Below are 24,542 nucleotides of genomic sequence, written 5' to 3'. Positions count from 1 at the left end.
ACCCACGGCCGCGAGGTCGCGGCATGATCCATCAGCCTGACCGGCAAGCCAGCACCGGAATCCGCCGCTTCTGCGAGGTCGCGATGCCGACGCCATCTAACTACATCGACGAATCGCGGTCGCCACGAGCAGCCGCATGAACTTCGATATCACAGTTCACGCCGACGGCGCAGAGCGAACCGCTCTGCGGTGCGCATTCGCCCCAAGCAGTTCTTCCACGAACTGAGCACCGCCGGCATGCAGTAGGTTCGGGTGAGCGAAGCGAAGCCTGACCTGCGCACCGCACTGCTCCTTTCAGGCGAACTGTGTCAGCGCCGCCCAACACCATCACGCCCGCCGCTGCCGATTCATCGATCGCCCCCGCGCCGCCCGCCTGAACCCAGGCTCCGGCTCCATCCACTGACCGCTCATGCGCGCCGCGATCACGCCCATCAGCAGCAGGTTGGGCAGGGTGCCCAGCCCGAAACCGAGCATCAGCAGCGCGCCCTGTCCGGCACTGCCGGCCGACAGGGTCCAGATCAGCACGCTGTAGACCAGGCCACAGGGCAGCCAGCCCCAGATAAGCCCGAGCACGAAGGCATGCGCGGGCGTGCTGACCGGCAACAGCCGCCGTCCCAGCGGCTCGATATGCCGCCACAGGCGCGCGCCCAGGCCCTCGACCCGCGCCAGCCCCAGCCACCAGCCGGCCAGGTACAGCCCCATCAGGATCAGGAAGCCCCCGGCGAACAGCTGCAGCACCAGCTGTGCCTGACGCACATCCAGCAGATGCATGGCCAGGGCGCTGATCCCGCCCATGGCCGCACCGGCCATAACATAACTGCCGATGCGCCCGCCGTTGTAGGCCACCAGGTAGGGCAGCTGCGCCAGTGGCCGCTGGCGGGTGGCTTCGGGCAGGCCGAAGCTCAACGCGCCGACGATGCCACCGCACATGCCGACACAGTGCACACCGCCGAGCAGGCCGACCAGGAAGGCCGCGATGAAGTTCGCCTCGCTCAGCATCCCCGTCCGTCCGGCAGCGGCCAGTCGTAGTCCATGATCAGCGGGGCATGATCGGAGAAGCGCCGGGCGGTGTAGACCCGGGCCCGCCGCACCCGCTCGCGCAGCCCGGGCGTGATGATCTGGTAGTCGATGCGCCAGCCGACGTTCTTCTCCCAGGCCCGGCCGCGGTTCGACCACCAGGTGTAGACCTCGGGCCGGGGATCGGCGACGCGGTGGCCGTCGACGTAACCGGCCTCGTCAAACAGCCGGTCCAGCCAGGCGCGTTCCTCCGGCAGAAAGCCGGAATTCTTCTGGTTGCTGCGCCAGTTCTTCAGGTCGATGGGCTTGTGGGCCATGTTCCAGTCGCCGCAGATGATGTACTCGCGGCGCTTGCGGCGCAGGCTTTTGAGATAGGGCAGCAGCCGCTCCAGCACCTCGAACTTGACCTGCTGGCGCGACTCCGACGAGGTGCCGGACGGCAGGTACAGGGAAATGATATTCAGCCGCCCGACCTGGACCTCGAGCCAGCGCCCCTCGGCATCGAACCCGGGCCAGCCCAGGCCGTGCACCACCCGGTCCGGCCGGTGCCGGCTGTAGATGGCCACGCCGCTGTAGCCCTTCTTCTCGGCGTCGTGGTAGAAGCAGTGGAAGGGACGCGGGCGGAAGCAGCGGTCGGCGAGCTGATATTCCTGGGCCCGGGTCTCCTGCAGACAGACGAAATCGGCGCGCTGGCGCGCCAGCCAGGGGTAGAGCCCCTTGCGCGCCGCGGCGCGGATCCCGTTGGCATTGAGGGTGATGACTCGCACGCTGGATTCCCGTTCCGATCCTGCACGATTGCAGTACTGGCGTGTATGATACCGGACTCGTTTGTGAATTCAGCCACGGATACGCCCATGCACGACTATCAGTACGATTTCCTGCGCTTCGCCATCGACAACCAGGTTCTCAAATTCGGCGAATTCACCCTCAAGTCCGGCCGCAGGAGCCCCTATTTCTTCAATGCGGGGCTGTTCAACACCGGCGGCCTCCTGGCCCGGCTGGGGCGCTTCTACGCTGAGGCCGCGGTTACGGCCGGTGTGGAGTTCGACCTGCTGTTCGGACCGGCCTACAAGGGCATCCCGCTGGCCGCGGCCACCGCCATCGCCCTGGCCGACCGGCATGGCCGCGACGTGCCCTGGTGTTTCAACCGCAAGGAGACCAAGGATCACGGCGAGGGCGGCAACCTGGTCGGCGCACCGCTCCAGGGCCGGGTGCTGATCGTCGATGATGTCATCACCGCCGGCACCGCGGTACGTGAATCCTTCGACATCATCGCTGCTGCCGGTGCCACACCGGCCGGCATCCTGATCTCGCTGGACCGCCAGGAACGCGGCCGGGGCGAGCGTTCGGCGATCCAGGAGATCGAGGCCGAGTACGGGGTACCCGTCATCGGCATCGTCGCCCTGGAGCAGCTCATCGACTATCTGCGCGACCAGCCTGAATTGCAGCAACACCTGCCCGCCGTGGAGGCCTATCGGGCCGAGTACGGGGTCTGAGGCGAATGGCACTTACATAAGCCGGATTTCAGTCTATCCGTCATTCCCGCGAAGGCGGGAATCCAGTGCTTGGCAAGAGCAAATGAACGCTGGATCCCCGCCTTCGCGGGGATGACGCGCTAAAGTAAGTACCATTCGGGTCTGAGGCGGGTTTCGCAGGTTGAGCCTCGCTTACTATCCCTTCAGGATCAACTGCAGCCCGACCAGGATGGTGATGATTTCATAGACCCGCTTGATCCAGCGGTTACCCTTGACGATGGACAGGTGCGCCCCCAGGTAACCGCCGATCAGCGAGCCCAGGATCAGGGCCGGCAGCCAGGCCCAGTGGATGGTACCGAGCAGCCCCAGGGTCAGCGCCCCGGCCCCGTTCCAGAACACCCCGACCAGCACCAGGGTCAGGGCCACCGCCCGGCGGTAATCCAGACCGAACCAGCCGATCAGCCAGAGGGTGACGAACAGGCCCGTGCCCGAGGTCAGCGAGCCGTTCAGCACCCCGATCAGGAACAGCCCCAGCCCGCCCGCCACATGGCCCCGGGTATCCCGGTGTCGTGCCTCCAGCTCCAGCCCCAGCCTGGGCTTGAGAACGGAATACACCCCGAGCGAGATGGTGAGTGCGCCCAGAGCGATTTCGGCCAGCCGGTCCTCCACCCGCAGGATCAGGCTGGCCCCGACCAGCACGCCCGGCAGGCCGGCCAGCAGCAGCAGCAGCACGAAGCGCCGCTCCAGACCGCCCTCTCTCAAGTGCCTTACCGTGGCGCCGATACCAAGGGCAACACTGGCGACTTTGTGCGTGGCCAGCGCGATCGCGAACGGCAGTCCCAGAAAGATCAGCACGGGCAGCTGGATCAGGCCGGCGCCGCCGCCGGAGAAGGCGGAAAAGAGATTCGCGATCAGGGCGATCACGAACAGGATGATCTGGTCTGCCAACTCCACCCGGGTACTCTTGAGCCTGATTGCGGACCGGGATCCGGACGACTAGGATGAAGTCTGCTCCAATCGCGGCCCGAAGACGGAACAACGGCCGCATGCGGCCGCCAGCGAAAATCATCATACAAGGTAGTCGACGATCATGCAGCGATTCACACCGACCCTCAATGGCCACTCCATCCCGGGATGGCTCCTGCTTGCCCTGATGCTCGCGCTGCTGCCGCTGCAGGCCGAATCCGCGCGCCTGTACAAGTGGGTGGATGAGGAGGGCAATGTGCATTACGGCGACAAGGTGCCGCCGCAGCACTCGAAACAGGAGCGCAAGGTGCTCAATGACCAGGGCGTGCAGGTGGATACCCTGGAGGCGGCCAAGACCCCCGAGCAGATCGCCGAGGAACGCCGGCTGGAGGAGATCCGCCGCGAGGAGGAACGCCAGAAGGCCAGGCAGCGCGCCCATGACCGCATGCTGCTGTCGACCTTCACCACCGAGGACGACATGATCATGACCCGGGACGGCAAGATCGCCGCCATCGAAAGCGTGATCGGCATCACCCGGGGCCGGATCGACAAGCTCGAGCAGGCGATCGAGGAAGACACCCGCCGCGCGGCCAACCTGGAACGCGCCGGCCGCGCCGTGCCCGGGGATCTGGACGAGCGCATCGCCGGGAACCGCGAGCGGATCGAACGCTACGAGCGCTTCATCGAGTCCAAACAGCAGGAGCAGGAGGCCATCCGCCGCCAGTTCGAGGCCGATATCCGCCGCTTCCGCGAACTCAGGTCCATGCAGAACAAATCGCCCGAGGAGGCGGTGCAACGGCGGTAACGACGGCGGCTCCCTGAAGACACCTCCAAAAGCCTTGGACCGCAAAGGCGAAGAAGGCGCACGAAGGCAAACATAATGCCCAAGCCTTCGTCACAGGACGCGAAGCAGCGCCGTAACTGTTTCAGAGCATCACTTGCGTCTTAATAAATCAGTTCCCTTCGCGCGCCTTATTCGCCTTCGCGGTTTAATATGTTTAACCGCTACGCTCGGATCAGGGTACCGACACCCTCGTCGGTGAAGATCTCCACCAGCACCGCATGCTCGACGCGGCCATCAATGATGTGCGCGGCGCGCACGCCGCCCTTGACCGCGTCCAGGGCGCAGCGGATCTTGGGCAGCATGCCGCCGTGGATGGTACCGTCGGCGATCAGCTCATCGACCTGGTGCGCCGTCAGGCCGGTCAGCAGTCGATCCTGTTTGTCCAGCAGGCCCGGCGTATTGGTCAGCAGGATCAGCTTCTCTGCCTCGAGCACCTCGGCCACCTTGCCGGCGACCAGGTCGGCGTTGATGTTGTAGGAATGCCCGTCCTCGCCCACGCCGATGGGTGCGATCACCGGGATGAAGTTGCCCGAGACCAGCATGTTCACCACCGAGGCGTCCACGCTGGCGACCTCGCCGACATGACCCAGATCGATGATCTCGGGTTCGTCGACATCCTCCCTGCCCTGCTCCAGGGTCAGCTTGCGGGCCCGGATCAGGTCGCCGTCCTTGCCGGTCAGGCCCACCGCCATGCCGCCGTGCTGGTTGATGAGATTGACGATGTCCTTGTTGACCAGGCCGCCGAGCACCATCTCCACCACGTCCATGGTCTCGGCGTCGGTCACCCGCATGCCCTGCACAAAGTGCGTCTCCTTGCCGATGCGCTCCAGCAGCCGGCCGATCTGCGGGCCGCCGCCGTGCACCACCACCGGATTGATACCCACCAGCTTCATCATGACGATGTCGCGCGCGAACCCCTGTTTCAGGGCCGCATCGGTCATGGCGTTGCCGCCGTACTTGATCACCACGGTCCTGCCGCGGAAACGCTGGATGTAGGGCATGGCCTCGCTGAGTACGCGGGCCACGTTGCGGGCTTTGTCGGCGGTTAGTGACATGGGTCGATGAAGCCTTGTTGTTAACTCAAACGGCATTTGATTGTCGTGGCTTAATCATAAGCCTGACATATCCACTCGTCATCCCGGCGCAGGCCGGGATCCAGAAACCGCTGCGGCTTATGGATTCCGGCCTGCGCCGGAATGACGGAAAACCATCCACGAGGCCTATGCCTCAGAACGGCAGCTGCAGCCCCGGCTCGACCGCCAGCATGGCATTGCGGAACTGTTCCTGGATACGCGACAACGCCAGCTCGTCGTCGGCCTCGAAGCGCAGCACCAGGCAGGGCGTGGTGTTGGAGGCGCGCACCAGTCCCCAGCCGTCGGCGAACTCCACCCGCAGGCCGTCGATGGTGTAGACCTCACCGTCGGGGAAACCGGCAGCGGCCTGCAGCTGCTCCATGAAGGCCGTCGGGCGGCCCTCCTCCATGCACACATTGAGCTCGGGCGTGCTGACACTCTGCGGCAGCACCGCGAACACCGCGCTGGTCTCGCGATGATCGTTGGCCAGGATCTCGAGCAGGCGCGCGCCGGCGTAGAGGGCATCGTCGAAGCCGTACCAGCGCTCCTGGAAGAAGATGTGTCCGCTCATCTCGCCGGCCAGCAGGGCGCCGGTCTCCTTCATCCGCGCCTTGATCAGCGAATGGCCCGTCTTCCACATCTCGGGCACGCCACCGAAGTCGCGGATTATCCTGCCCAGGTGGCGGGAGCACTTGACGTCATAGATGATCTCGCCGCCGGGGTTACGGCTGAGCACGTCCATGCCGAGCAGCATCATCAGCCGGTCCGGCCAGATGATGTTGCCGGCCGAGTCGACCACGCCCAGGCGGTCGCCGTCGCCGTCGAAGGCCAGGCCCAGGTCGGCCCGGTTGTCGCGCACTGACTGGATCAGGTCTGCGAGATTTTCCGGCCGGCTGGGGTCGGGATGATGGTTGGGGAAGCTGCCGTCGACCTCGCAGTACAGCGGAATGACCTCGCAGCCCAGGGATTCGAACAGCCCCGGCGCCAGCGCCCCGGCCACGCCGTTGCCGCAGTCGATCACCACCTTCAGCGATTTGGCCAGCTGGACGTCGGAGCGGATCCGCTCCAGGTAGTCGCCGGCGACATCGACCGCTTCCAGCCCGCCCCGACCGCTGGCATAGTCCTGCTGCTCGACGCGCTGGCGCAGGGCCTGGATGGCCTCGCCCGACAGGGTCTGGCCGGCGATGACCACCTTCAGGCCGTTGTACTCGGGCGGATTGTGGCTGCCGGTGACGACCACGCCGGAATTGCTGTCCAGGTAGTGGGTGGCGAAATAGACCAGCGGCGAGGGCCCCTGACCGATGTCCTTGACGTCGATACCGGTGGCGCGCAGGCCGCGGATCAGGGCCTCGGCCAGCTCCTCGCTGGTGTCACGGCCGTCGCGGCCGACCACGATACTGCGCTCGCCCAGGCCCAGGGCCTGGGAGCCGATGGCGCGGCCGAGTTCATGCACCACATCGGGACTGAGCGTTTCACCGACGATGCCGCGGATGTCATAGGCGCGGAAGATGCTCGGATCGGCATTGACCCGGCTGACCTTCAGCGGCCCTGCCTCCAGCGCACTGTCGTCGAGCACGGTCAGATCCGGCGGCGCCTCTTCCTCGACCTCGATACCGCCCGAAGCCGGGGCGGCGCCGCCCATGGCCGCCGACATGCGCTCGATGCCGGCACTGCCGCGCAGGGCGCCCGACTCGGCCAGGGACCGCAGTCCGTCCAGCAGGCCGTGGCACTCGCGCGCATGCAGATCATAGCCCGACTGCAGCCGGCCCTCGCGCGCATCGCGCACCGCGCCCAGCAGGGTCACCTGATCCTGCTGCAGGGCCCGGGAGAACAACCGCAGCAGCAGATGGATCACCAGGATCAGGACCAGGGCACCGCCGCCGCCCAGCATCAGCACACTGTTCCAGCTGCCGCGCATATCCATGGGCGGCGTCCAGTAGGCGACCTGCAGACGGCTGCCCGCCACCGGCAGTTCCACGGCCGGCGCGCCGACACGAAAGGCCTCGCGCCCCTGCCGGGCGATCACCAGGGGTTGTCCACCACTGACCTGCTGCACCTCACCGTACCCCTGACCGAGGTGCGCGCCCTCCAGCGCCTGGCTCAGTGTCTGCAGTGGAAAACCCAGCATCAGATGGCCGATGATCCGGCGCCCGTCCGCATCCAGAACCCGCCGCACCATGTTCAGATGCTGCCCCCGGGTTGTTGAACAGGTGCACCTCGGCCGGCGGCGGGGTCGCGGGTCTCGGCCTGACGCAGCAGATCGAGGGCGGCATAACTGATGGGAGGACTGGTCTCCAGGTCGACCTCGTCGAGCCCCGGAGGCAGCAGGTTGACACCGCTGGCCTCCGGGAACAGCTGCCGGATCCTCGCCTCCTGATCCCGCAGTGCCTGTTCGTCCCGGTCGAGCAGGGCACGCACCAGGGCGGGCTCCTGCACCAGGGAGGCCATTTTCGCTTCGCGCCGGCTGATAAAGATGGCCAGGCGGTCAGCGACATTGTCCGCCATCATGGTCACTTCCCGGCTGCGGCTGGCCTCGATCTCCAGGTTGGCCTGATAGCGCACATAGCCACTGATGCCGAGAATGACAAGCGCGCCCAGCACGCCGGCGATCAGTCCCAGCTGGGTGAGGCCGATCCCGCTGCCTCTGCGCCGGGCCCCGCCCCCCTTGCCGCCACCGCTTTTCTTTGCCGGTTTGCCCCCGCCCCGGGCCTGGACAGCTTGAATCCCATTATCGGTACAACCTCGTGTTAGTTATCCAGGTCAATCGTCTCAGAACCTGTCACTGGCGGCCGGTATGCCCGAACCCGCCGGCCCCGCGCTGGCTTGCATCGAACTCGCTGACCACTTCGAATTCCGCCCGCGCCACCGGTACGAACACCATCTGCGCGATACGGTCCCCCGGTTCGATGGTAAAAGACGCCGACCCCCGGTTCCAGCAGGAGACGAATACCTGCCCCTGATAGTCCGAGTCGATCAGTCCGACCAGGTTGCCCAGCACAATACCGTGTTTGTGCCCCAGCCCTGAACGCGGCAACAGCACTGCGGCCAGATCCGTCTGTTCCATGTGGATGGCGATGCCGGTCGGAATCAGGACCGTCTCGCCCGGCGCTACGGTCAGGGTCGCGTCCACGCAGGCCCGCAGGTCCATGCCGGCCGCGCCGTCGGTGGCGTAATCGGGAAGAGGGAATTCATGACCCAGGCGGTCATCCAGAACCTTGAGCTGAACCTTTCTGTGCATGGGATGCCTTTGTGTTGTCGGATGGCGGCGCGTCGTGAAACCGTTGTGCGATTCTGGCAATCAATTCCCGTGCCAGCCGGGTCTTGGACTGGTGCGGCAGGGACTCGGAGCCGCCCTCCCAGTACAGGGTCAGGGCATTGTCCCCGACATCAAAGCCCTGACCCGGCCCGACCCGGTTGGCCGCGATCATATCCAGCGATTTCTGCATCCGCTTGGTGCGGGCATTGGCGTCCAGGTCCTCGGTCTCGGCGGCGAAACCCACCGTAAAGGGCCGCGGATGGGCGCGCGCCACCTCGGCCAGAATATCGGGATTGCGGACCAGATCCAGCGACAGGGTCGCATTGTGCTTTTTGAGTTTCTGCGCTGCGGCCTGCGCCGGGCGGTAATCGGCCACGGCCGCCGCGCCGATGAAGATGTCGCACCCGGTCAGATGCGCCTGCACCGCCACGCGCATCTCCTCCGCGGTCTCCACCATCACCCGCTCGATTCCCGCTGGACCGTCCAGCGCCACCGGCCCGCTGACCAGGGTCACCCGGGCGCCGGCCTCACGGGCGGCGGCGGCCACGGCATAGCCCATCCGCCCGGAGCTGCGGTTGCTGACGAACCGCACCGGATCGATGGCTTCACGGGTGGGCCCGGCCGTGACCAGCACCCGGCAGCCGGCCAGGCTGCCGGTTTCGAAACTGCCGGCCAGATCCGTGATCAGGTCCTGCGGTTCACGCATCCGGCCCGGGCCCGTCTCGCCGCAGGCCTGCTCACCCGTCTCCGGTCCCAGCAGCCGGACGCCGCGCCCGGCCAGCAGGCGGACATTGGCAACGGTGGCCGGGTGACTCCACATGGCCTGGTTCATGGCCGGGGCCAGCAGCAGCGGCGCCCGGGTGGCCAGGCACAGGGTGGCGAGCAGATCGTCGGCCCGGCCCTGGGCCAGCCGGGCGAGCAGATCGGCGCTGGCCGGGGCCACCAGCACGGCATCGGCCCAACGCGCCAGTTCGATATGGTCCATGCCGGCCTCGGCCTCGGCGTCGAACAATTCGGTGCGCACCGGCTGGCCGGACAGGGCCTGCAGGGTCAGCGGCGTGATGAAACGCCGGGCGCCGGCGGTCATCACCACCCGCACCTCGGCCCCGGCCGCGCGCAGGCCGCGCACCAGTTCGGCGCTCTTGTAGGCGGCGATGCCCCCGCTCACTCCGAGCAGGATGCGTTTTGCGGTAAGCGACTGCATGATGGAGAGTTTACAGCTCCCGGGCCCGACAAGGCCACATTCCATATGGACAGGCGCCGCCACGCCGGGCGCGGACTGGCCCGGTCCGGGCCCGCCGGGTATGATACGCCGCCTTACACTGTCGACACGGAGGTTGACCATGACAATCCGGGACTGGCCGGCGCAGGAACGGCCGCGGGAAAAACTGCTGCGCCAGGGGGCCGCGTCCCTGTCGGACGCCGAGCTGCTGGCCATCTTTCTGCGCACCGGCGTGCCGGGCAGGGACGCCGTGGCCCTGGCACGCGACCTGCTCCACGACCACGGCGGGCTGCGCGGCCTGCTCGCCCTGGATGCCCGCTCGCTGGATACCGCCCCCGGTCTGGGGCCGGCCAAGTACGTGCAGCTGCAGGCCGCCCTGGAGATGGCCCGGCGCCATTACCTGGACCGGCTCAGGCGCGGCAGCGTGTTGAGCAACCCCGATGATACCCGCCGTTACCTGCATGCCCGCCTGAGCCATCACCCGCACGAGGTTTTCGCCTGCCTGTTTCTGGACAACCGCCACGCCGTGATCGAATGCGAGGAGCTGTTCCGCGGCACCCTGAACAGCGCGGCGGTCCACCCGCGCGAGGTGGTCAAGGCCGCGCTGGCCCACAATGCCGCCGCCGTGATCCTGGCCCACAACCATCCCTCCGGCGTGGCCGAGCCCAGTCAGGCCGACCAGCTGCTCACCCGCCGGCTGAAGGAGGCCCTGGCTCTGGTGGAGATCCGGGTGCTGGACCACCTGGTCATCGGGGCCGGCGAGACTGTCTCCCTGGCTGAGCGCGGCCTCTTGTAAATCAACAGGTTGGGAAGAAGCACCGGACCGCCTCCCGGGACCTGCGGCCGCCGCCGCCCGGCGCTTGCCCCGCCGGCGGGCTTCTGACATAATGCGCGGCTCTTCTCGGCGGCTCCGCCGAATTGAACACTGTTTAAGGGTTTCAGCCATGTCCAGAGTATGCCAGGTCACGGGAAAGCGTCCGGTTACGGGCAACAACGTCTCCCACGCCAACAACAAGACCAAGCGGCGCTTTCTGCCGAATCTGCACACCCATCGTTTCTGGGTGGAGAGCGAGCAGCGCTGGGTAAGGCTGCGCGTCTCCGGCAAGGGCATGCGCATCATCGACAAGAAGGGCATCGAGACCGTCCTGTCCGAAATCCGCGCCCGCGGCGAACGGGTCTGAGGAGGCAAGCATGGCCAAGGCAATCCGCGAAAAGATCAAGCTGGTGTCCAGCGCCGGGACCGGTCATTTCTACACGACCACCAAGAACAAGCGCAACACACCCAACAAGCTTGAATTCAAGAAGTACGATCCGGTGGTGCGCAAGCACGTGGCCTACAAGGAAGCCAAGATCAAGTAACGCTTCCCGCCATCGCATCCAGCAAAAAGCCCGGCAGTGCCGGGTTTTTTTGTTGGATCAATAAGCTCAATGCAGCCAAAGCCGCCGGCCGGGAGACGGGCCGCCGTGAATGCATCCCTGTAGACGTGACGGCCGCCCGCTGCGCGGGACCGGGGTTGGCAAACCTCAGCGCGAGGTCCACGCGACCTCTTGCGGATTCCGCCTCACCCATGCGGCCGACACCCGTCTCCCGGCCGGCGACTTTAGTCTTTGGCTTTGATGTATGGCGCGATGCAAGTCAGACCGGCTGCTGCGGCAGGCTGTAGCAGCGCAGGCGCCGCGCGAACTGCTGCAACGCCTGGATACCGGTGGCCTCGGCCTGGGCGCACCAATCCTGCAGCGCGACCAGCATCTGCTCGTGGCTGGTGGGCCGTTGCGCCCAGAGGTCGGTCAGGCGGCGCTTGAAGTCATAGACCACCCGCAGCCGCTGGCGCTCGGCAAGTACCCGCTGCAACAGCGACTCGCTGCGCGCATCCAGCAGGGTCTCGTTACGCACCAGGGTCTTGCGGGCACGCCGCAGCAGACGGCGGCAGGAGCGGTCAGTGCAGCGCCATTCCTCTCGCAGCACCGGCAGGATGACCTGGCGGGCATAGTCCGACATCACGTACAGGCGGTTGCGCACCAGGGCCCGCACCGTGTCCACGTCCGGGACCTGTTTGGCCGGATCGAGGCAGGGGATGGGTGCCGTCCGGTTGACCCGGGCCAGGCCCAGGGTCTCCAGCAGGCGGATGTAGAACCAGCCGATATCGAATTCCCACCACCGCGACGACAGACGGGCCGAGCCGGGAAAGGCGTGGTGGTTATTGTGCAATTCCTCGCCGCCGATGATCAGGCCCAGCGGCACGATATTGGTGGACAGGTCGGCGCTTTCGAAATTGCGATAGCCCCACCAGTGGCCCAGGCCGTTGATCACGCCGGCCGCCCAGAAAGGAATCCAGAGCATTTGCACCGCCCACACCGTCAGACCGATGACACCGAACAATGCGAGATCAATCAGCAACATGAGGCTGACACCCAGCACCGGGCGCCGGCGATACAGGTGCCGTTCCAGGAAGTCGTCGGGCGTGCCCTGACTGAACCGGGCCAGGGTCTCGGGGTTTTCGGCCTCGGTCCGGTACAGTTCGGCGCCGCGCCACAGGACCGTGCCGATGCCCCGGGTATTCGGGCTGTGCGGGTCGTCGGCGGTCTCGCACTTGGCGTGATGTTTGCGGTGGATGGCGACCCATTCGGCGGTGACCATGGCGGTGGTCAGCCACAGCCAGAAGCGGAAGAAGTGGCTCACCGCCGGGTGCAGGTCCAGGGCCCGGTGGGCCTGGTGGCGATGCAGGAAGACAGTGACGCTGACAATGGTAATATGGGTCAGGCCCAGGACAGCGAGCACCAGGCCCCACCAGGGCAGATCAACAAGCCCGCTGCTGATCAGGGATAGAATCGGGTCGAACATGGATATCTAATGACTCTTTCAGACAATACAAGAAGGGTGGAATCAACTGTAGCACGCCTGAGCCGGGTTTGCTGAAACGAATACATCCGCAGGCCTCTGCGCGGCGCAACCCCGCAGGGAGGCACGCCGGCACGTCATTCCAGGACCCCACACATGCAGGACATATTCATCGGTCGCCAGCCCATCTATGACCGTAACCTCAATGTCTATGCCTATGAGTTACTGTTCCGCAGCGGGCTGGAGAACGCGGCGATGTTCGCCGACGGCGATCATGCCACCTCCCGGGTCATCAACAATGCCTTTCTCGAATTCGGACTGGAGAAACTGGTCGGCCGGCACCGGGCCTTCATCAACCTGACCCGCGCCTACCTGACCGGGGAGTGGCAGCTGCCCTTCCCCCGGGACCGCGTCGTGCTGGAGGTGCTGGAGGACATCGAGCCCGATGCGGCCGTGATCGAGGCGGTACGCGAGCTGCGCCGATCCGGCCACACCCTGGCCCTGGACGACTTCATCTACCATGACAAGCTGCGCCCGCTGATCGAGCATGCCGATATCATCAAGATAGACCTGATGGCCATCCCCGCCGGAGAGCTGGAATCCCACCTGGAACAGCTGCGAGGCTATCCCGCCCGGCTGCTGGCCGAAAAGGTCGAGACCCCGGAGCAGTTTAATCAGTGCCGCGCGCTGGGCTTCGACTACTTCCAGGGTTACTTCCTGTCCCGCCCCCAGGTCATCTCCGGTCAGGCGGTACCGGCCAGCGGCCTGGCCACAGTCCGGTTGCTGGCGCAGTTGCAGCAGCCCGAGGCCAGCGCGGCGGAACTGGAGAGCCTGATCGCCCGGGAACCGGGCCTGAGCCACAAGCTGCTGCGCTATATCAATTCGGCCTTCTTTTCCCTCCCGCGCAGGGTCGACTCCATCCACCAGGCGTTGGTCTATCTGGGCCACCGCACCATCAAGACTTGGGCCACGCTGCTGGTCTTCTGCGGGGTGGAAGACAAGCCCGACGACCTGATGACCATCGCCATGCTGCGGGCACGGATGTGCCAGCTGCTTGCGGAGAAGGCCGGTGGACCCGACCCGGAGGTCTGCTTCACCGCCGGCCTGTTCTCGGCCCTGGAGGCGCTGCTGGGCATGCCGCTGGACCAGATCCTCGCCGCCTTGTCCCTGCCGGATCCGCTCAAGGCGGCGCTGCTGCACCACGAAGGCAGCATCGGCGAGGCATTGCACTGTGTGCTGGCCTACGAACGCACCCGCTGGGATGAAGCCCGCTTCCGCGGCCTGGCACCGGCCGAGATCACCGAGGCCTATGTCGAGGCGGCCCGCTGGGCCGACGAGACCACCGAGCTGCTGTTGGGGACCACGAACTGAGGTGGTGGTAACGCAGAGGGCGCAACGACGTTTATGCCCCTGCGTTCCCCATCACCGCTGCCCGTTCTCCAGCAGCAGATTGCCCCAGCGGTCGACCTCGCAGGCCCAGCCCGGCGCCAGCCAGGTGGTGGCCACGGTCTCGGTCACCAGGGCGGGCCCTGCCAGGATCTGGCCGGCGCCGAGCGCGGCCCGGGAATAGACGGACACCTCCGTATCCAGGCCGGGCATCGCCACCCGCGCCTCGGGCGCGGCCTGGCCGGGTTCGCGTTCGGGCAGGGCCGGTTCAGGTGCCGCGCCGCTCAGTTCCAGGCGCAGATTGACCAGCGCCACCGGCCGCGACAGGCGATGGCCGTAGCGCGCCTCGTGAGCGGCGTGGAAGGCCGCCGCGGTGGCACTGATGCCCTGCCAGGGCAGGTTCAGCACGAAGGACTGCCCCTCATAACAGAGATCCAGTGAGGCGCGCCGCTGCAGCCGCTCCCGCGGTATCCCTTCAGCCACCAGTTCCGCCGTTCCCTGCGCGGCCAGCTCGTCCAGGGTCGCCTCGAGCTGCGCGGTCGCGCATTCCTCCAACCGGGCCGGCCAGGCCCGTGACAGTTGCCGGGCCGGCGGCGCACTCAACATGCCCAGCGCCGACAGCACGCCGGCCTGCACCGGCACCAGCGCCCGGCGCATGCCCAGGGCGTCGGCCAGTGCGCACACATGCAGGCCGCCGGCCCCGCCGAAGGAGGTCAGCACATAGTCGCGCGGATCCAGCCCGCGCTGCACCGAAATCACCCGCAGGGCACGGGCCATGTGTTCGTTGGCCACCCGCACGATGCCTTCGGCCGCGGTCTCGACCGCCAGTCCCAGCGGTCCGGCCACCCGCTGCACGGCCGCGCCGGCGGCCTGCGCATCCAGCCGCATGCCGCCGTCCAGAAAGGCCTCGGGTCGCAGCCGGCCCAGCACCAGGTTGGCGTCGGTGACCGTGGGCTCGATCCCGCCATGGCCGTAACAGGCCGGGCCGGGATCGGCACCGGCCGACTCCGGCCCCACCAGCAGCAGGCCGCCGGCATCGACCCGGACGATGGAGCCGCCGCCGGCACCGATGGTGTGCATGTCCACCATGGGCACGGCCACCGGGTAGCGACCGATGCGGCCCTCGGTGGTCAGGCGTGGCTCGCCGTCGATCAGGGCCACGTCGGTGGAGGTGCCGCCCATGTCGAAGCTCAGCAGCCGCTCACAGCCGGCCAGCCGGCCGACGAAGCCCGCGCCCTTCAGCCCGCCGGCCGGCCCCGAGAGCAGGAGGTGCACGCCGTGGCGGGCGGCCTGCTCGGCGGCCACCAGTCCGCCGGCGCTCTGCATCACCGCCACCGGCGCCGGGGCCACGCCGGCCTTCAGCCGCTGCAGGTAGCCTTCCACCAGGGGGCCGACATGGGCATTGAGGAAGGTCGCCATGCCGCGTTCGTATTCACGGACCTCGGGCAGCACCTCGCTGGAACAGGCGACAAACAGCTCCTCCGGCAGGGCGGCGGCGATGCGGCGTTCGTCCTCGCCGTCAAGAAAGGCGAACAACAGGTTGATGGCCACGGCGCGCGGCTGCAGGCGTTCGACCTCCCGGCACAGGGCGGCCAGGCCGTCCTCGGTCAGGGGCTCGATGACATTGCCCTGCGCGTCGCGCCGACCGCCGGTCTCCAGGCAGTGCTCGGGCGGCAGCGGCGGCTCAACCGGTTCGGGCTGCAGGTTGTAGAGCTCGACCCGGGCCTGACGGCCGATGGCCAGCACGTCGCCCAGGCCGTGGTTGGTGATGTAGAGGGTCTTCACCCCCTTGCCTTCCAGCACCGCGTTGGTGGCCACGGTCGAGCCGTGCACCAGGCTGAGCCCCCGGACCCCCAGCAGCCCCAGCTCGCGCAGGCCCTGCAGGATGGCGCGCTCGGGGGCAGCGGGTGTGGAAAGCACCTTGTGCACCCGCACGCCCTGTCCGTCCAGGACGACGAAGTCGGTGAAGGTGCCACCGGTGTCGATGCCTATCCGTATTGACATGAGTATGATGAACGTCTCGAATATCCGCCTGACCGAGATTCAGACTGACCGTCACCGCGGGTTCGCCTACAATTAAGCGGTCAGGCAACAAGCCCGGGATATTAAAAGAAATGAACAGGGAAATCCTCATCCAGGCCGAACACCTGCACCGTTACTACGGCCCGATCTGCGCCGTGCGGGATGTCAGCTTCGAGCTGGCCAAGGGCGACGTGCTGGGTTTTCTCGGCCCCAACGGCGCCGGCAAGTCCACCACCATGCAGATGCTGACCGGCACGCTCGCGCCCAGTGCCGGCACCATCCGGGTCCAGGGCATCGACCTGCTGGACCATCCCAAACGCGCCAAGCGCGAGCTGGGCTACCTGCCGGAGCAGCCACCGCTGTACCGCGAGCTGACGGTGGATGAATACCTCACTTACTGCGCCCGTCTGCGCAGGGTGGCCGGCCGCGAGGTGCGCGCCGCCGTGGAGCGGTCCCGCTCGCGCTGCGGGCTGAACGAGGTACGCCGGCGCCTGATCGCCAACCTGTCCAAGGGCTACCAGCAGCGCGTGGGCATCGCCCAGGCCATCCTGCACAATCCGGCGGTGGTGATCCTGGACGAACCCACCGTGGGGCTGGATCCCATCCAGATCCGCGAGATCCGCGGTCTGATCCGCGAGCTGGGCGAGAGCCACGGCATCATCCTCTCCACCCACATCCTGCCCGAGGTCCAGGGCACCTGTAACCGGGTCCAGATCATCCACCGCGGCCGGCTGGTGTTCGCCGACAGCATGCAGGGGCTGGAATCGCACCTGCAGGCCCAGGCCTGTATCGTCGCCTTCCGCCAGCCGCCTGCCATCGAGGCGCTGCAGCAGTTCGCGGGCGTGGAGGAAGTCACCGAACTGGGGGATGGCCGCTTCCGGCTGCGCTATACCGGCGACAACCCGGCCGAAGCGCTGACCGAGCGGGCCGTGAACGCAGGCTGGGGCCTGTTGGAGTTGATCCCCGAACGCCGCACCCTGGAACAGATCTTCGTCGAACTGACCAGCCGGGACGCCGCCGAGGAGGCCGCCTGATGATCCTGACCATCGCCTCACGCGAGCTGAGAAGCCTGTTTCTCTCGCCCATGGCCTGGTCGATCCTGGGCGTAGTGCAGCTGCTGCTGGCCTATCTGTTCCTGTCGCAGATCGACCTGTTCATGACCTACGCCCCGCAGCTGGCCGGCCGGGCCAACGCGCCCGGCGTGACCGACATCGTCATCACGCCGCTGCTGGGCAACACCGGCGTGATCCTGCTGCTCATCGCGCCGCTGATCACCATGCGCACCCTGAGCGAGGAAAGCCGCAGCCGCACCCTCAACCTGCTGATGTCCTCTCCCCTGTCCATGACCGAAATCGTGCTGGGCAAGTATCTCGGGCTGCTGGGCTTCTTTCTCATCCTGTTGGGCATGATCAGCCTGATGCCGCTCTCGCTCATGGTCGGCACCGAGCTGGACACCGGCAAACTGGCCAGCGGCCTGCTGGGCCTGGGCCTGCTGCTGGCCGCCTTCACTGCCGCAGGCCTGTTCATGTCCAGTCTGACCGATCAGCCGACCGTGGCCGCGGTAAGCAGCTTCGGTCTGCTGCTGCTGCTGTGGATCATCGACTGGGCCGGCAATTCCGGGGCCGGGGTCAGCGAGCTGTTCCGCTACCTGTCGCTGGTGCGTCACTACGAATCCCTGCTCAAGGGGCTGTTCGACTCCAGCGATGTCATCTATTACCTGCTGTTCATCTTCACATTCCTGGTGCTGACCGTGCAGCGCCTGGATGCCCGGCGGTTGCCGCACTAAGAACGGACTGCGGATTTATGGACGTTACCAGGAAGACCAAACGCAACCTGCGCCTGCAGCGTTACCTGTTCACCCTGCTGCTGCTGATTGCCGTCGGGCTGCTGGCCTGGCTCAGCACCCAGTACCGGCTGCAGGCCGACTGGACCTATGGCGCCCGCAACAGCCTGTCGGCGGACAGCGTCCGCCTGCTCGAGGGCCTGGACGCGCCACTGACGATCACCGCCTTCGTCCGGGACCAGGGACCGCTGCGCGAGCAGATCCGGGAACTGATCAACCGCTACCAGCGGATCAGCCCCGATGTCACGCTCGAGTTCGTCAACCCGGACCGCGCCCCCGAACGCACCCGTGAGCTGGGCGTAAGCATGGAAGGCGAACTGCGCATCGCCTATCAGGGTCGCAGCGAACGGGTGCAGGAACACACCGAGCAGGCCATCAGCAACGCCATCCTGCGGGTGGCCCGTCAGGGCGAGCGCTGGATCGGCTTTCTCACCGGCCACGGCGAGCGCGACCCGCACGGCCAGGCCAATCACGACCTGGGCCGTTTCGGCGCCGAACTGGAGCGCAAGGGACTGAAGGTGCAGACCCTCAATCTGGCCGAGACGCGCACGGTGCCGGACAACCTCAGCGTACTGGTCATCGCCAGCCCGCAGCTGGATCTGCTGCAGGGCGAGGTGAAGCTGGTGCGCGAATACCTGGAGGCCGGCGGCAACCTGCTGTGGCTGGCCGACCCGGGCGAGACCGGCGGCATGGCCAGCGTGGCCGAATACCTGGGCGTGGAGTTCCTGCCCGGCGTGATCGTCGATGCCAGCACCCAGCTGTTCGGCATCGAGAGCCCGGACGTGGTGCTGGTCACCGCCTACACCCCGCACCCCGTCACCCGCGAGCTGCAGGCCATGACCCTGTTTCCGCACGCCCAGGCACTGCAGTTCATCGAGACCGAGACCTGGCAGGTCGACCCCCTGCTTTCCAGCATGGACAGCACCTGGACGGAACTGGATGCGCTGGAAGGCCGGATCGGGTTCGACGAGGGCAGTGACGAACGCGCCGGCCCGCTGGATCTCGCCTATGCCCTGACCCGCAGCCTGGACACCGACGCCGGGACCGGAGAAGCCGAGACCCGCGATCAGCGCGTGGTGGTGATGGGCGACGGGGATTTTCTCTCCAACAGCTTCGTCGGCAATGTCGCCAACCTGGATCTGGGCCTGAACCTGATCGACTGGCTCAGTCACGATGACAGCTTCATCGCCATCCACCCGCGTGCGGCCCCGGACCAGTCGCTGGAACTGGGCCGCGGCGCCCAGGCCGTGATCGGCTTCGGCTTCCTGTTCGTGCTCCCGGCGCTGCTGCTGGTCGCCGGCCTGGTCATCTGGCTGCGCCGACGCAAACGCTGATGCCCGGCCCCCGATCCCTCATCAATGTCGTATTGCTGCTGCTGGTCGCCGGCCTGGCGACACTGGCCTACCTGCGCCCCGGTACCGAGGCGCCGGCCGACATGCCCCTGATCGGCCTCGATCCGGCACAGGTTCAGAGCATCCGCATCGACAACGCCCGCGGCCGCATCGAGCTGGTGCGCAGCGACGGCGGGTGGCGACTGCGGGAGCCGGACCTGCGCGCCGACGCGTTCCAGACCGGAATCCTGCTGGATCTGCTGCAGGCCCGGTCCGAACGCCGCTATCCGCTGGCGGAGATCGACCCCGCCGACATCGGCCTGGACCCGCCCCGCGCCGCATTGCATTACGACAATACCGAGATCCGCCTGGGGAACACCGAACCCCTGCAGGACCTGCGCTATGTGCAGTACGGCGATCAGGTCCACCTGATCCAGGACCGGGTACCGAACCTGCTCACGGCCAGCGCCACCGACCTGGTCAGCCGGCGTCTGCTGCCGGAGGATGCCGAACTCGAACAGCTGGTACTGCCGGAGTTCACGCTGATGCGCACCGGAACCGGCGGCTGGGATATCAGCCCGGCACGCCCCGGCGTTTCGGCCGATGAATTACAGCAGCTGGTCGATGCCTGGCGCTCGGCACGGGCCTTATGGGTAAGAGAGGACAGCGGCGGAGACACCCGCAATGAGGTTGAGGTAACGCTGGCCGGCGGGGAGCGGATCCGTTTCGGCATCCGTCGCAGCGAGTCGGACTTCGTGCTGGTGCGGCAGGACCTGGGGCTGGAATATCACCTGGGGACACAGCAGGCCGGGGGGTTGCTGGAGCTGGGTGCCATAGAAGATGAGGCTGGCGCCGAACCGTAGGCTGGCAATGGAAACACGCAAATTACCCTGTCATTGCGAGGCGCATAGCGCCGCGGCAATCTCGCAACAGCTGAGACTGCATAACGAGATTGCCGCGCTTCGCTCGCAATGACAGGGTGGTCAGCCCTGGACGAGGTCAAAAGGCTATTTCAGCGGTCGCAACTCGACCGGGTGATCGAACTCCACATCGAACCTGCCCTTGAGATCATACAGCGCCGCCTGCAGCCCCTCTTCCATGGTCGGGTGATAGAAGGGCAGCTTGAGCAGATCGAACACGGTCAGTTCCTGAGCGATGGCCCAGCTCAGCAGATGCCCCAGATGCTCGGCCAGGGCGGCGACGAAGGTCGCGCCCAGGATGCGACCATCACGCTTGTCGGCATAGACCCGCAGCACGCCGCGGTTGCGGCCCATGATGATGGCCCGGCCCAACAGGCCCATCTTCACCTCACCGACAGCGATGGCGGCTTCATCCAGTTCGCTCCAGCCCTGGCCGACGGTGACGATGTTGGGGTCGCAGAAGGTGATGGAGAGCGGCGTCTTGCGGGCGAAGGCCACCGGTGTCTCCTGCACCGCGTTGAACCCCGCGATGCGGCCCTCGTCGCCGGCCTCGTGCAGGATGGGCCGGTCGCCGGTGACATCCCCGGCAATGAATACCGGCAGGTCGCCGACCTGCATGGTGTGCGGGTCGAATACCGGCACACCATTGTCATTCAGTTCCACACCCAGCGCATCCAGGCCGAGTTCCCGCACGTTGGGCACCCGGCCCATGCTCACCAGCAGCCTGTCGACCTCCACCTCGTTGTCGCCGGCCGTGACCTTGAGTTTGCCCTCACCGGCCTCGCTCACCTCGGCTTTCTCTCCCAGCCACAGCGGGAACTCCCTGCCGATGATCTCGATGGCGACATCGCGGGCAACCGGATCCTCCAGACCGCCGATGGTCCCGGCCATGTCGATGCCGGTGACATCCACGCCGAAGCGGTGCAGGGCCTGGCCCAGCTCCAGCCCGATCACGCCCAGGCCGATGACGGCGACCGACTCCGGCAGAGCCTCCTGCTCGAAGAACTCGTCGGTGGTCAGGATGCGGTCGCGGAAGGATTCCCAGGCCGATGGCACCAACGGCGTCGAGCCGGTGGCGATGACGACCTTTTTCGCCTCGATCCGCTCGCCGTTCACTTCGAGCACGCCGGGCTCGACGAAGCGCGCATTGCCCTCGATGAACTCCTCCTCGCTCATCTCGTCGGTGCTGGTGGAGAGCACCTTGTCCACGAACACATCGCGCAGGTCCTGCACATGCTCCATCGCATCTTCCTGGTTGAGGATCAGCTGCTCGCCGCCCTCGATCCCCTCACGGTCGAAGATGTTGCGCCGGTGCATGTCCTCACCGACCTGGATGGCAACCTTGGACGGCATACAGCCGACGCGGGCGCAGGTGGTGCCCAGCTCGCCGCCGTCGATCAGCACCCAGCTGTCGGTGGCCTTGCGCACCTGGCCGAGGGCATACAGACCGGCGCTGCCGGCGCCGAGGATGGCAACATCTACTTGTCTGGTCATGGATTGGCCCTTGTGACTGGTTGTGCCGGAAAGGCGAAGAACACCGGCCTTCCGGGAGTGATATTGTCGCTTTATAGCAAGCTGGTATTCTAACGTCTCTGACCGATACCGGCGAAATTCCCGCGATCCCATGCCTGAATTGCCCGAAGTCGAGACCACCCGGCGTGGGATCGAACCGCATCTTACCGGCCGGCGCATCGCCCGGCTGGTCGTGCGCCAGCGCCAGCTGCGCTGGCCGGTGCCGCGCGGCCTGGAGTCCACCGTGGCGGGACAGCGCATCCATTCCGTCCGGCGTCGCGCCAAGTACCTGCTGATCGAACTGGACACCGGCACCCTGATCCTGCACCTGGGGATGTCGGGCGCGCTGCGCATCCTGCCTGTCACCACCCCGCCGGGCAAACACGATCACCTGGATCTGGAACTGGACGACGGCCAATGCCTGCGCCTGACCGATCCACGCCGCTTCGGGGCCCTGCTCTGGACCACCCATCCGCCGGAGAGGCACAGACTGCTACGCGAACTCGGCCCGGAACCCCTGTCCGATGACTTCGACGGCGATTATCTGTTCACCCAGTCACGCGACCGCCGGGCGGCGGTGAAATCCTTCATCATGGACAGCCATGTGGTGGTGGGAGTGGGGAACATCTATTCCAACGAAGCACTGTATCTCGCGGGCATTCATCCGGGCCGGCCGGCCGGACGCATCAGCCGGGCACGTTACGCGGGCCTGGCCGCGGCCATCAGGGCGGTGCTGGAACAGTCCATCCGGGTCGGCGGCACCACGCTGCGGGATTTCACCGGCGGCGACGGCCGACCCGGCTACTTCCGCCAGTCGCTGCGGGTCTATGAACGCGCCGGCCAGCCCTGCCCGGGCTGCGGCGAGGCGCTGCGGCTGAAGCGGATCGGGCAGCGGTCGAGCTATTACTGCAGCCACTGCCAGCGGTGAATATCCTGCAGGAGGGATCAAACCGCAAAGGCGTCAAAGGCGCGCGAAGGGGCCATGCTTCTCCCCTTCCTTGATGGGATGGGCAGGGAGAGGGTGGCCTGAATTGATCCACCCCCTCCTGACCTCCCCCGTCGAGGGGGAGGAATGAATCTTTTTCGTGATCATATTTCCTTTGCGCGCCTTATTCGCCTTTGCGATTGATGCTTTTAACAGACCTCACCCGCGCCGTTCCAATCCCGCGCGGATCACTGGCCGCCTGCACCTCGCCGGTTGTGCGGTTCCAGAGAATCGCCTGCATGTTGCCATACGTGTCCTCCAACGGCTCGAGCGTATGCCCAATTGCCTCCAGGCGGAACTGCCTGTCGGCGTCGAAAGCCTCCGGCTCGAACTGGATGGCATCGGGCAGGTACTGGTGGTGATAGCGCGGCGCGTTCACCCATCTCTCCGGCGGCTGCCCTTCCGCGAACCCCAGAATGCCGTGCAACACCATGGTGATGATGCGGCTGCCGCCTGGCGTACCCAGGATACCGACGCGGTCAGCGGTCTCGACGAAGGTCGGCGACATGCTGGAGAGCATACGCTTGCCCGGCTCGATCGCATTGGCCTCGGCCCCGACCAGACCGTAGGCGTTGGGCACGCCCGGCTTGGCAGAGAAGTCGTCCATTTCGTCGTTGAGCAGCACGCCGGTGCCCGGCACCACGAAGCCTGAACCGAAGGGATAGTTGATGCTGAGGGTAGCCGCGACCCGGTTGCCCTCGCTGTCCAGGATGGAGAAATGGGTGGTGTGACTGCCCGCCGGCCGGGCCTCGCCGCCGGGCAGGGCGGCGCTCGAGGTGGCCCGGTCACGGCGGATGCCGTTGCGCAGGCCGGCAGCGTAATGGGCACTGGTGAGCATGGCCACCGGCACCTCGACGAAGTCGGTATCGCCCAGGTAGATCGAACGGTCGCGGTAGGCACGGCGCATGGCTTCAACGATCAGATGCACCCGCTCGACCTCGCCCAGCGTGCGCAGCTCATAGCCTTCCAGGATGTTGAGCATAGTCACCAGCGCGATGCCGCCGGAGGACGGCGGCGCGGCACTGGTGATACGCACGCCGTGGTATTCGCCGCGCACCGGTTCGCGCTCGACCACCCGGTAGCTCTCCAGGCCCTCCAGTGTCCAGATGCCGCCGGCGGCGCGCACGCCTTCGACCAGTTTGCGGCCTGTCTCGCCCGCGTAGAAGCCCTCCCGCCCGCGGTCGGCCAGGAGCTGCAGCGTCGCGGCCAGTTCCGGCTGACGAATCACCGATCCTTCCGCGGGCACCTCGCCGTCGCGCAGGAAGATGCGCCCGGCAGCAGCGGATTCGCGCAACACATCCCGCCGGAACGCCGCCATGCGGCGGTAATGGGCATCCACCGCGAAGCCCTCGCGCGCCAGACGTAAGGCCGGCGCCAGACTCCTTCCCAGCGGCAGGCGGCCGTAGTTCTCCGCCAGATGCGCCAGCGCGGCCGGTTCGCCCGGGATGCCCGCCGCCAGCGGTCCGTTCATGGAGGCACCGGGAATGACATTGCCCGCGTCATCAAGATACATATCCCGGTGCGCCGCCAGCGGCGCCCGCTCGCGGCCGTCGACCATGATGTCGCGCCCGGCCTCCGCCGTGTGCAGCAGCCAGAAACCGCCACCACCGATCCCCGAACTGTAGGGCTCTACCACGGCCAGCGCGGCGCTGACCGCCACCGCTGCATCGAAGGCGTTACCGCCCGCGGCCAGGATCTCGAACCCGGCCTCGGTGGCCAGCGGATGGGCAGCGGCAATGGCCGCGGCGGGCGAATGTTCACCGGCCAGTGCGATCTGGCAGGGTCCGATGGCCGGCAGCAGGGCGGCGAACAGGAAAGGCAGGGGGTGGAGTGGCTTGAATGGCATGGGCG

General features: G+C 66.7%; 23 protein-coding genes. 11 read left to right on the top strand and 12 right to left on the bottom strand.

What is annotated here, in order from left to right; all coding sequences use genetic code 11:
* Positions 1-327: 327 nt before the first annotated feature.
* Together D6C00_RS09580 and D6C00_RS09575 are read right to left on the bottom strand one after the other, a co-directional pair.
* Positions 328-999: a sulfite exporter TauE/SafE family protein gene (locus D6C00_RS09580; RefSeq protein ID WP_125181519.1), complete on the bottom strand. Its 672-nt coding sequence runs from the start codon at positions 997-999 to the stop codon at positions 328-330.
* Entirely contained in the window at positions 993-1,784 is a 792-nt protein-coding gene (locus tag D6C00_RS09575; RefSeq protein ID WP_125181518.1) for an exodeoxyribonuclease III, read from the bottom strand. Before D6C00_RS09575 ends, D6C00_RS09580 begins: the two co-directional genes overlap by 7 nt.
* Before the next feature lie 87 nt (positions 1,785-1,871).
* Between D6C00_RS09575 and pyrE the strand changes: the two genes are divergently transcribed.
* A complete protein-coding gene (gene pyrE, locus D6C00_RS09570) occupies positions 1,872-2,513 on the top strand; it encodes an orotate phosphoribosyltransferase (RefSeq protein ID WP_125181517.1) in 642 nt (213 codons plus the stop codon).
* A gap of 174 nt (positions 2,514-2,687) precedes the next feature.
* Here the strand turns inward: pyrE and D6C00_RS09565 are convergent, their stop codons facing one another.
* Positions 2,688-3,446 (bottom strand): sulfite exporter TauE/SafE family protein, encoded by a 759-nt coding sequence (locus D6C00_RS09565; protein WP_177433211.1) that lies wholly within the window; start codon positions 3,444-3,446, stop codon positions 2,688-2,690.
* Between the two features lie 136 nt (positions 3,447-3,582).
* On the opposite strand from D6C00_RS09565, the gene D6C00_RS09560 reads away from it, so the two are divergent.
* Complete coding sequence (locus D6C00_RS09560; RefSeq protein ID WP_125181516.1) at positions 3,583-4,263, top strand: DUF4124 domain-containing protein; 681 nt, start codon at positions 3,583-3,585, stop codon at positions 4,261-4,263.
* A gap of 200 nt (positions 4,264-4,463) precedes the next feature.
* Here the strand turns inward: D6C00_RS09560 and argB are convergent, their stop codons facing one another.
* The 5 genes from argB to coaBC form a co-directional block, all read right to left on the bottom strand.
* The gene (argB, locus tag D6C00_RS09555) at positions 4,464-5,357 is read right to left on the bottom strand and encodes an acetylglutamate kinase (protein ID WP_125181515.1); all 894 of its coding nucleotides are present in this window, start codon (positions 5,355-5,357) and stop codon (positions 4,464-4,466) included.
* 172 nt (positions 5,358-5,529) lie between these two features.
* Positions 5,530-7,554, bottom strand: coding sequence for a phosphomannomutase/phosphoglucomutase (locus D6C00_RS09550; protein ID WP_125181514.1), 2,025 nt, complete (start codon positions 7,552-7,554; stop codon positions 5,530-5,532).
* Between the two features lie 2 nt (positions 7,555-7,556).
* Positions 7,557-7,976 carry a hypothetical protein gene (locus D6C00_RS09545; RefSeq protein ID WP_125181513.1) on the bottom strand — a complete coding sequence of 140 codons (420 nt, stop codon included), beginning with the start codon at positions 7,974-7,976 and terminating at the stop codon, positions 7,557-7,559.
* Between the two features lie 178 nt (positions 7,977-8,154).
* Positions 8,155-8,613, bottom strand: a complete 459-nt coding sequence (gene dut, locus D6C00_RS09540) for a dUTP diphosphatase (protein ID WP_125181512.1) — start codon at positions 8,611-8,613, stop codon at positions 8,155-8,157.
* Positions 8,579-9,835 carry a bifunctional phosphopantothenoylcysteine decarboxylase/phosphopantothenate--cysteine ligase CoaBC gene (coaBC, locus tag D6C00_RS09535; protein WP_125181511.1) on the bottom strand — a complete coding sequence of 419 codons (1,257 nt, stop codon included), beginning with the start codon at positions 9,833-9,835 and terminating at the stop codon, positions 8,579-8,581. The genes dut and coaBC overlap by 35 nt, the downstream gene beginning before the upstream one ends.
* A gap of 139 nt (positions 9,836-9,974) precedes the next feature.
* Here coaBC and radC point away from each other — a divergent pair, with 139 nt between their 5' ends.
* The 3 genes from radC to rpmG all read left to right on the top strand — a co-directional run bounded on the left by radC (position 9,975) and on the right by rpmG (position 11,212).
* Positions 9,975-10,649 (top strand): RadC family protein, encoded by a 675-nt coding sequence (radC, locus tag D6C00_RS09530; RefSeq protein ID WP_125181510.1) that lies wholly within the window; start codon positions 9,975-9,977, stop codon positions 10,647-10,649.
* Between the two features lie 148 nt (positions 10,650-10,797).
* Complete coding sequence (gene rpmB, locus D6C00_RS09525; RefSeq protein ID WP_125181509.1) at positions 10,798-11,034, top strand: 50S ribosomal protein L28; 237 nt, start codon at positions 10,798-10,800, stop codon at positions 11,032-11,034.
* Positions 11,035-11,044: 10 nt separating this feature from the next.
* The gene (rpmG, locus tag D6C00_RS09520; protein ID WP_125181508.1) at positions 11,045-11,212 is read left to right on the top strand and encodes a 50S ribosomal protein L33; all 168 of its coding nucleotides are present in this window, start codon (positions 11,045-11,047) and stop codon (positions 11,210-11,212) included.
* Between the two features lie 277 nt (positions 11,213-11,489).
* On the opposite strand, the gene D6C00_RS09515 is transcribed toward rpmG, so the two are convergent.
* Positions 11,490-12,695 (bottom strand): DesA family fatty acid desaturase, encoded by a 1,206-nt coding sequence (locus D6C00_RS09515; protein WP_125181507.1) that lies wholly within the window; start codon positions 12,693-12,695, stop codon positions 11,490-11,492.
* Between the two features lie 153 nt (positions 12,696-12,848).
* Here D6C00_RS09515 and D6C00_RS09510 point away from each other — a divergent pair, with 153 nt between their 5' ends.
* Entirely contained in the window at positions 12,849-14,063 is a 1,215-nt protein-coding gene (locus D6C00_RS09510) for an EAL and HDOD domain-containing protein (RefSeq protein ID WP_125181506.1), read from the top strand.
* Positions 14,064-14,114: 51 nt separating this feature from the next.
* Here D6C00_RS09510 and D6C00_RS09505 read toward each other — a convergent pair whose 3' ends face one another.
* Positions 14,115-16,082: a hydantoinase/oxoprolinase family protein gene (locus D6C00_RS09505; RefSeq protein ID WP_125181505.1), complete on the bottom strand. Its 1,968-nt coding sequence runs from the start codon at positions 16,080-16,082 to the stop codon at positions 14,115-14,117.
* Between the two features lie 110 nt (positions 16,083-16,192).
* On the opposite strand from D6C00_RS09505, the gene D6C00_RS09500 reads away from it, so the two are divergent.
* The 4 genes from D6C00_RS09500 to D6C00_RS09485 are packed head-to-tail and all read left to right on the top strand — an operon-like array spanning position 16,193 to position 20,137.
* Positions 16,193-17,134: an ABC transporter ATP-binding protein gene (locus tag D6C00_RS09500; RefSeq protein WP_125181504.1), complete on the top strand. Its 942-nt coding sequence runs from the start codon at positions 16,193-16,195 to the stop codon at positions 17,132-17,134.
* Positions 17,131-17,886: an ABC transporter permease subunit gene (locus D6C00_RS09495; RefSeq protein ID WP_125181503.1), complete on the top strand. Its 756-nt coding sequence runs from the start codon at positions 17,131-17,133 to the stop codon at positions 17,884-17,886. Before D6C00_RS09500 ends, D6C00_RS09495 begins: the two co-directional genes overlap by 4 nt.
* 17 nt (positions 17,887-17,903) lie before the next feature.
* Positions 17,904-19,277, top strand: coding sequence for a GldG family protein (locus D6C00_RS09490; RefSeq protein ID WP_125181502.1), 1,374 nt, complete (start codon positions 17,904-17,906; stop codon positions 19,275-19,277).
* Positions 19,277-20,137: a DUF4340 domain-containing protein gene (locus tag D6C00_RS09485; RefSeq protein ID WP_125181501.1), complete on the top strand. Its 861-nt coding sequence runs from the start codon at positions 19,277-19,279 to the stop codon at positions 20,135-20,137. The genes D6C00_RS09490 and D6C00_RS09485 overlap by 1 nt, the downstream gene beginning before the upstream one ends.
* Positions 20,138-20,281: 144 nt before the next feature.
* Here the strand turns inward: D6C00_RS09485 and D6C00_RS09480 are convergent, their stop codons facing one another.
* Positions 20,282-21,688, bottom strand: a complete 1,407-nt coding sequence (locus tag D6C00_RS09480; protein WP_125181500.1) for a dihydrolipoyl dehydrogenase — start codon at positions 21,686-21,688, stop codon at positions 20,282-20,284.
* Between the two features lie 130 nt (positions 21,689-21,818).
* Between D6C00_RS09480 and mutM the strand changes: the two genes are divergently transcribed.
* Positions 21,819-22,634, top strand: coding sequence for a bifunctional DNA-formamidopyrimidine glycosylase/DNA-(apurinic or apyrimidinic site) lyase (gene mutM, locus D6C00_RS09475; protein WP_125181499.1), 816 nt, complete (start codon positions 21,819-21,821; stop codon positions 22,632-22,634).
* Between the two features lie 181 nt (positions 22,635-22,815).
* On the opposite strand, the gene ggt is transcribed toward mutM, so the two are convergent.
* A complete protein-coding gene (gene ggt / locus D6C00_RS09470; RefSeq protein ID WP_125181498.1) occupies positions 22,816-24,537 on the bottom strand; it encodes a gamma-glutamyltransferase in 1,722 nt (573 codons plus the stop codon).
* Positions 24,538-24,542: the final 5 nt, after the last annotated feature.

The sequence above is a fragment of the Thiohalobacter thiocyanaticus genome, from assembly GCF_003932505.1.
Lineage (GTDB): Bacteria > Pseudomonadota > Gammaproteobacteria > Thiohalobacterales > Thiohalobacteraceae > Thiohalobacter > Thiohalobacter thiocyanaticus.
The sequence above is the reverse complement of the archived record's forward strand: the minus strand, read 5'-3'. Positions and strand labels throughout refer to the sequence as shown.

What these genes read in the sequence shown, in the direction of transcription:
- D6C00_RS09500 (WP_125181504.1), top strand. Translation starts at nt 16,193, where the DNA reads ATGAACAGGGAAATCCTCATCCAGGCCGAACACCTGCACCGTTACTAC.
- D6C00_RS09560 (WP_125181516.1), top strand. Translation starts at nt 3,583, where the DNA reads ATGCAGCGATTCACACCGACCCTCAATGGCCACTCCATCCCGGGATGG.
- argB (WP_125181515.1), bottom strand. Translation starts at nt 5,357, where the DNA reads ATGTCACTAACCGCCGACAAAGCCCGCAACGTGGCCCGCGTACTCAGC.
- dut (WP_125181512.1), bottom strand. Translation starts at nt 8,613, where the DNA reads ATGCACAGAAAGGTTCAGCTCAAGGTTCTGGATGACCGCCTGGGTCAT.
- rpmG (WP_125181508.1), top strand. Translation starts at nt 11,045, where the DNA reads ATGGCCAAGGCAATCCGCGAAAAGATCAAGCTGGTGTCCAGCGCCGGG.
- D6C00_RS09490 (WP_125181502.1), top strand. Translation starts at nt 17,904, where the DNA reads ATGGACGTTACCAGGAAGACCAAACGCAACCTGCGCCTGCAGCGTTAC.
- D6C00_RS09580 (WP_125181519.1), bottom strand. Translation starts at nt 999, where the DNA reads ATGCTGAGCGAGGCGAACTTCATCGCGGCCTTCCTGGTCGGCCTGCTC.
- D6C00_RS09550 (WP_125181514.1), bottom strand. Translation starts at nt 7,554, where the DNA reads ATGGTGCGGCGGGTTCTGGATGCGGACGGGCGCCGGATCATCGGCCAT.
- radC (WP_125181510.1), top strand. Translation starts at nt 9,975, where the DNA reads ATGACAATCCGGGACTGGCCGGCGCAGGAACGGCCGCGGGAAAAACTG.
- D6C00_RS09510 (WP_125181506.1), top strand. Translation starts at nt 12,849, where the DNA reads ATGCAGGACATATTCATCGGTCGCCAGCCCATCTATGACCGTAACCTC.
- D6C00_RS09505 (WP_125181505.1), bottom strand. Translation starts at nt 16,082, where the DNA reads ATGTCAATACGGATAGGCATCGACACCGGTGGCACCTTCACCGACTTC.
- D6C00_RS09480 (WP_125181500.1), bottom strand. Translation starts at nt 21,688, where the DNA reads ATGACCAGACAAGTAGATGTTGCCATCCTCGGCGCCGGCAGCGCCGGT.
- mutM (WP_125181499.1), top strand. Translation starts at nt 21,819, where the DNA reads ATGCCTGAATTGCCCGAAGTCGAGACCACCCGGCGTGGGATCGAACCG.
- pyrE (WP_125181517.1), top strand. Translation starts at nt 1,872, where the DNA reads ATGCACGACTATCAGTACGATTTCCTGCGCTTCGCCATCGACAACCAG.
- D6C00_RS09515 (WP_125181507.1), bottom strand. Translation starts at nt 12,695, where the DNA reads ATGTTCGACCCGATTCTATCCCTGATCAGCAGCGGGCTTGTTGATCTG.
- coaBC (WP_125181511.1), bottom strand. Translation starts at nt 9,835, where the DNA reads ATGCAGTCGCTTACCGCAAAACGCATCCTGCTCGGAGTGAGCGGGGGC.
- rpmB (WP_125181509.1), top strand. Translation starts at nt 10,798, where the DNA reads ATGTCCAGAGTATGCCAGGTCACGGGAAAGCGTCCGGTTACGGGCAAC.
- ggt (WP_125181498.1), bottom strand. Translation starts at nt 24,537, where the DNA reads ATGCCATTCAAGCCACTCCACCCCCTGCCTTTCCTGTTCGCCGCCCTG.
- D6C00_RS09485 (WP_125181501.1), top strand. Translation starts at nt 19,277, where the DNA reads ATGCCCGGCCCCCGATCCCTCATCAATGTCGTATTGCTGCTGCTGGTC.